The organism is Bacteroidia bacterium, from assembly GCA_016218155.1.
In the GTDB taxonomy this organism is placed as follows: Bacteria; Bacteroidota; Bacteroidia; order Bacteroidales; family GWA2-32-17; genus GWA2-32-17.
The window spans coordinates 1-6,128 of record JACREQ010000007.1 but is presented as its reverse complement, the minus strand read 5'-3'; the positions used below and the strand labels follow the sequence as shown (position 1 = coordinate 6,128).

Genomic DNA, 6,128 nt, shown 5'->3' with positions numbered 1-6,128 from the left:
TCAATTGTTACTTTGTAAGGCTGTGATGATAAATCTGCAGATGTTGCAATTCCAAAACGGATATCGGCACCTAGACGAATGGATTGCTTTTTTAGATCCTCCATCATTTCTGGACCAGTAATCCCATTAGGGTAACCAGGGAAATTATCAACCTCAGTAGTTGTTGTTAATTGTCCTCCAGGTTGAATTCCTTCGTAAAGAACGGGATTAAGGTTGGCTCTTGAGGTATATATAGCAGCCGTATATCCTGCTGGTCCTGAACCAATAATTAATACTTTAACTCTCTCAATGGGTAACTCTCTCTTTGAGTTATTCTTGTTACCGTCCATACTATTCATCGGCTTAAATAGCTCCATAGTAAATCAATTTTAAATAATTGTCAAAGTTAATGAATGCAACCTAAACAAACTAACACCGCATCATTAACAAAAAAAGAATCTTTTAGTTTTCTGAATTCAAAAAAAGAATCTATTTTTGCATCCGCTGAAACAATCGGGGTGTGGCGCAGTTGGCTAGCGTACTTGCATGGGGTGCAAGTGGTCGTCCGTTCGAGTCGGATCACCCCGACAAAATCATAAGGGGCTTTTGCCCCTTTTTTGTTATACCTAATGTTTTATACTTATACCCTGTTTAGCGACAATCTTGGTGTTTACCACATTGGCTTCTCTCAGAATCTTGAGAGAAGGCTTCTGGAGCACAACAGGGGTAAAACAACCTTTGCGGCAAAAGGCATGCCGTGGCGAATTGTTTATAAACAAGAATGTTATGAGTCTCCAGAATCTATAGACCTATTATTAGCCCACTGAACCACCGAGAAACCTTACTGTCGTTTTTTAAAATTAATCCATATCTCATAAAACGCTATACTTAATGCGAAAAAGATTATCAATACGGATCCCGCATAAGAAATCTTCTTACTTACAATATATGTCTTAGGTTCAAATTTAAATTCTATAATATGTTTACCCGCAGGTATGGCAATTGCTCTCAAAACAAAATCTGCACGGAAGTATGGTGATGGTTTTCCATCAATATATGCATTCCATCCATCTTTATAGTAAATTTCAGAAAAAACTCCAACCTGTACCATTCCAGCATTTGACTCGTAGATTAAATGATTGGGACGATATTTCTTTAAGTTAATTTGAGCAAAAGCGTCGTATTTATAATTACTAGGAATCAAATTGCTATATGATTGATCAACAACAGCTGTATTTTTAGGATCTATTAAATCTAGAGTTTTAATCTCTTCATCTGCATTTTTTACAACCTTAATATCTTTAATTATCCATACTGAACCATTTGCATAAGGATTTCTAATTGGTGCTGCTTCGGGATTATATATAATATATTTGGTATTCAACATATTTAAAGCAGAAATTCGGCTCTTTAGGGTGTTTTCAATAATGGTATCGTTATTGCTTTTTAAAGCATTTATTAAACCTTGATATTCATTATTGAGCCTGAAGTCGATCAATTCAGCATATCTCTTTAATTTTGCACCATGATACCCTCCGATAGATTTGTGGTAATATGAGGTTGAAGCATTGGCAAATGGATTATCGAGCGATAATACTCTGTAATTTGTACCAAAGTTTAAGGTTGTAAAAGCCAAATTCGCTTTTTCGATTTCGTTGTTCCCAATTTTCGATATCTTTTGATTTATGTTCTCATTTAATATCGGATTGTCTTCCATTTCCCAATTCAATATTTGAATATCCGCTACATTAGGCCTAAAGGGAGTATTTTTATCTTTTGATTTAATCCAGTGGTAACTACTTGTATCGGTATTTAGATATCTTTTATCAACCATCCATAAGTCAAGCAGTACCAAAATGCCAATTAAAAGAATAAAATAATGTTTTGCAATTTTATTCCATGTATAAAGAAGGATTAATCCAGAAACCAGAATCATAAAAAATATAGATCTCAATAGATCAGTTTTGAATATGGCTATTCTCACCTGCTCAATATCCATTTTGATTTGGTTTATTTGCTGAAGTGCCTGAGGGTATAATTGCGACTGTTTGTTAAAATACTCCAACTCATTATTATTAAAGAAACTAAACCAAAGAGAAGGCAATAGGTAGAAAAGAAAAAATAGTCCAATTGTTGCCCCAATGGAATATATTAGTTTCTTTTTGTTTAATTGGTTGTTGAATAATTCATTTAGAAATAGAAGGCCTAGAAGGGGGAAAGATATTTGCACTAAAACCAACATCATTTTTGTATCCCTAAACTTATTGAATAAAGGCATGTGATCGATAAATAAATCGAGAATTGCACTGTATTTCCACGATAAAAATACGGCGAGAATAGATACTGCAAGGAACGCCCACTTAATCGTATCCTTAATAAAAACCAGCCCTAACACAAAAAGCAGAAAAATTGTTGCCCCAAAATAAAATGCACCTCCTGTACCAAGTTGTTCGCCCCAATAACTTGGGAAATTAGCAATATCATTCCTATATTCAGGTGTAACATCGCTTAACTTGTCTTTAAAATCGCCTAAACGACCAGATGCTCCACCTTTTATATTTGGAATTGCCAAAGACCAAATCTCGCCATATCCTAAACTATATTCTTTAATATAATCGCGATCAAGTCCTTTTAATTTAGATTTATCATCAGTTTGGTTTGTTGAAATAGTTAAATCGGATTTTCCCCTATTTGTATACTTTGCATATTCGTTTGTTAAAAGCAAATTAGACATGGTAGGAATGATTCCAAGTATTGAAGCGAATAGTAAGAATGTTGATATTTTTATAAAAACCTGTACTCGACGTTCTTTATAAAACCTGTAAAATTCAAAAATGACGATTGCTAGAATTAAAAAAAGCAGGTAATAGGTTTCCTGAATATGGTTTGCTGATAGATGCAAACAAATAAATATGCACAACAACAGTCCGCCAATTCTAGAATTCTTTCGATAGGCGTAAACCAAACTTCCAATAATTCCAGGCAACAAAGCAATAGCGTGAACTTTTGTATTATGCCCACCTCCAAGATAAAGTATATTGATAGTAGAAAAGCCAAAAGCAACAGCTCCAATAATACTTAACCATGGGTTTACACCAAAGCACAACAATAAAACATAAAAACTTAACATCCCCAGAATCAAGTAACCCGTAGGTGCTTTAAACAGTTTAAAGACAATAAAACTTTCTATTGTACTCACAAGGGTTTGATTATTCATTGAAATCTGATAGGCAGGCATTCCACTAAATGCCGAATTGGTCCAAAGAGGATCAGTCTTTTCCTCTTGTCGAAAATCATAAATTTCCTTGCTCATTCCAATAAACTGGCTAACATCGCTCTGATTCAAACTGTAACCATCAAATTGTGGAGCAAAGAAAACCGAACTAAGTATTACAAAAACGGAAACCGCAACTAAGTATGGCAAAACTACTGAAAACCTCTTCATATATAGACCATTTAGTATTTTAAACTATTAGCATTGGGATTAAATTGAACCTCAAAAATAACTAATAAATGTATGAAATTTTTATAAAAAAGATTTAATATGCATAAACAATAGTATCAACCTATTAAGATTACCTTTTTGAAAAAAATATTTGTATGATAATAAGTTTCCATTGAACTAAATTCCATAAATTATAATACTAAAGAAATAGCCTGTTGGCTTTCTTCATGAAAGATTAATCCTTTTCCTCTTAAAACCTCCCATTCCTTCTCAATAATGTCTTTGGAAAAATTATCAATCATAAGAATTACTTGTTCTTTTTTTATTGGTTTTTTTAAGAGTGATAAAATTGCTTTAGATACTTCGTTTAAGTCATGAATAATTTCAGAACCACTTCTTGTGTCAACAATCTGATTATTATTAATGTATGATAAAGTTGGCATAATTTTAGACTCTTTTTCTTTCCAAATATTGCCCCATTTATTAACTATTGTCTTTAACTCTTCCTCCCATTTTATTAAATTATCTATATACCCATTATCGCTACAATCAACAAAATAATAAGCAAGGTTGGAAAGCGAATTTTTTTCAAATGGATAAATTAGTTCATAATAATCATACGGCTTAAGATCAAGATTATATTTTTCTTGATTATTGTGATATTCACTGTATCTATCAAATCTTAAGGGAACAATATTTGGAGGAGGTAAATGAAATAAAAATGGCAGTATTGAATGATAAAATTTATAGATTTCCTCACTATCTCCTGGAAATCCAATAATTAAATTCCATGATGGTTCAATTGAGAAATTAACACAATTTTTGAGTAGTTTAATATTACTAGCTCCAGAAACTCCCTTTCTCATTATTTTAAGAAGAGGGGTTGATATTGCTTCAATTCCCGGTTGAATTCTATTGAAATTCTTTGATTTTAACAATTTTAGTTCTTCCTCTTTGAGATTTGGTCTAACCTCATAAAAGATAGAAATATTTTTGGGGACTTCAAGTTTTGGAACTACCTTCTCAATATAATTCTTTGGAAGTGCAAGATCTGTGCATATTATTTCATTTGTATATTGATAGTATTCTTTCATATGCCAATTCATGTAAGCACAAGCATTTTCTTCATCCATAGCTTTATGCTTCATGGCACTTCCATTTAATCCACAAAACGAACATTGGATTTTTTAACCCCACCAACAGCCCCTTGAAGTTTCAATTGTAATCCCAGGTTTTTCTGAATTACTTACTTTGTTCTTATAAGAATCAAAGAATGAATGATAATCCAATAATAGGGGTTCGTTCAGTGTAGAATCTTTACCAAAACAACTTAAAGCTTTAGTATTCATATTACCTACTGAAAAATATTTCTTAACGTTATTTTTTGAAAAAACACCGTCTATGATTTCATTTTTCTCTGAACTCCCCTCAATCATGTTTTTAATAAATTGAGAAAAACTTTCCAACGATGGCCCCGAAAAAACATAATCAATATAATCAACGTTTTTAACAAACTCTATCCCCATTGGATATTCACAATTACTACCACCAAAAACTATTTTTATATTTGGGTTTATTTCTTTAATTTTTCTTGCTAGGGCAAGGCTTGGAATATTTTGAGCAAAAAGAGATGTAAAACCAACTATATCAGATGTATAGAGTTTATTTTTAAAAATTAACCCTTCTAAAAAAGCACCTAAATTATTCCTTAATATCTCAAACTCTTCCTTTCTTTGAATAAGTTCATATAGCATGTGTCCATATCTTATAAAATACTCATTCAAATTATCACCTTCATTAGGAAACGCTTCGTTTCTGAAAAACCAGTCACCAATGCCAGTTTGAATACTCCAATCATCAAAATATTTGTAAACTTCGGAACCAACAAGCTGAGCAAAATCATGATTAAAGTAAAATATGTCTACATCAACACTATTCTCGAATTTTCTTTTCAATTCCGACTTTAATTGGGTTAAAGCAATTGAAGGAAGGCTCAATGAATAGAATGGCATACAAACTAAACTTATTTTCATATTTTATTAGTTAAATTATTGATAACTATTTATTTAGATTAAAGTATTATAACACTCTAAAATATGTCGAAACATGTTGCTACATTGTTATTCTTTTAATTAGAGGATATCTTCTCTTCTTCCATTTTTAAAGATTTACTGAGTTCATCATATAACTTATATACAGCAGGCTGTTTAAGTATTGTAAAATGATCTGCCTTAATTGTATGAATAGTTCCGTTATTTTCTGAATAATTAAGCCATAATTGAGGGTTTTCAACAACTGATTCGCTAGCTCTAAAATATGTAATTTTTGAAAGAACAGGACAATATGGGGTGTAATTACTAGAAGCTCTAAGCAGCGTTCTTGTGAAATTCATATAAATAGTCAACTCATCAACTGATAAAGTTTCATGGTCCTTAATTGAATATCCAGCAACTCTCATTAATCCCTTCTTTATAATTTCATTAGATATTCCTGAATTCTTAAGTAAATCGATCGCTTTGAACCAAAGTTGTCCAAGGTCTTTAACGCTATCCAGATCTTTGAATATATCCTGATTATTGACAATCTGTTTTAACCATTCTATTTCTGATTCAATTGTGAATTCTGGTTTATAAAAATCTTCCAATCCTTTTGGGGGAGTTGAATCGATAATACCAAGGAAGGATACTTTGAAGCCCTTTTGCTC

General features: G+C 31.9%; 6 protein-coding genes and 1 tRNA gene. 2 read left to right on the top strand and 5 right to left on the bottom strand.

The window, feature by feature from the left end; all coding sequences use genetic code 11:
• Positions 1–329 (bottom strand): FAD-dependent oxidoreductase (locus HY951_00685; protein MBI5538548.1); only part of this gene is annotated, 329 nt, incomplete at its 3' end.
• Between the two features lie 164 nt (positions 330–493).
• Here HY951_00685 and HY951_00680 point away from each other — a divergent pair.
• Both HY951_00680 and HY951_00675 read left to right on the top strand, forming a co-directional pair.
• Positions 494–567: transfer RNA gene (locus HY951_00680), tRNA-Pro, on the top strand.
• Positions 568–608: 41 nt separating this feature from the next.
• Complete coding sequence (locus tag HY951_00675; protein ID MBI5538547.1) at positions 609–806, top strand: GIY-YIG nuclease family protein; 198 nt, start codon at positions 609–611, stop codon at positions 804–806.
• A 14-nt stretch (positions 807–820) separates the two neighbouring features.
• Here HY951_00675 and HY951_00670 read toward each other — a convergent pair whose 3' ends face one another.
• From HY951_00670 to HY951_00655, 4 genes are all read right to left on the bottom strand, one after another.
• Positions 821–3,424, bottom strand: coding sequence for a hypothetical protein (locus tag HY951_00670; GenBank protein ID MBI5538546.1), 2,604 nt, complete (start codon positions 3,422–3,424; stop codon positions 821–823).
• Between the two features lie 191 nt (positions 3,425–3,615).
• Positions 3,616–4,572 (bottom strand): hypothetical protein, encoded by a 957-nt coding sequence (locus HY951_00665; protein ID MBI5538545.1) that lies wholly within the window; start codon positions 4,570–4,572, stop codon positions 3,616–3,618.
• 39 nt (positions 4,573–4,611) lie between these two features.
• Complete coding sequence (locus HY951_00660) at positions 4,612–5,457, bottom strand: hypothetical protein (GenBank protein MBI5538544.1); 846 nt, start codon at positions 5,455–5,457, stop codon at positions 4,612–4,614.
• A gap of 95 nt (positions 5,458–5,552) precedes the next feature.
• A partial coding sequence (locus HY951_00655) for a hypothetical protein (GenBank protein MBI5538543.1) occupies positions 5,553–6,128 on the bottom strand: 576 nt, incomplete at its 5' end.

Excerpts from the sequence above, each read along its gene's own strand:
- HY951_00675 (MBI5538547.1), top strand. The coding sequence starts at position 609 with ATGTTTTATACTTATACCCTGTTTAGCGACAATCTTGGTGTTTACCAC.
- HY951_00670 (MBI5538546.1), bottom strand. The coding sequence starts at position 3,424 with ATGAAGAGGTTTTCAGTAGTTTTGCCATACTTAGTTGCGGTTTCCGTT.
- HY951_00665 (MBI5538545.1), bottom strand. The coding sequence starts at position 4,572 with ATGAAGCATAAAGCTATGGATGAAGAAAATGCTTGTGCTTACATGAAT.
- HY951_00660 (MBI5538544.1), bottom strand. The coding sequence starts at position 5,457 with ATGAAAATAAGTTTAGTTTGTATGCCATTCTATTCATTGAGCCTTCCT.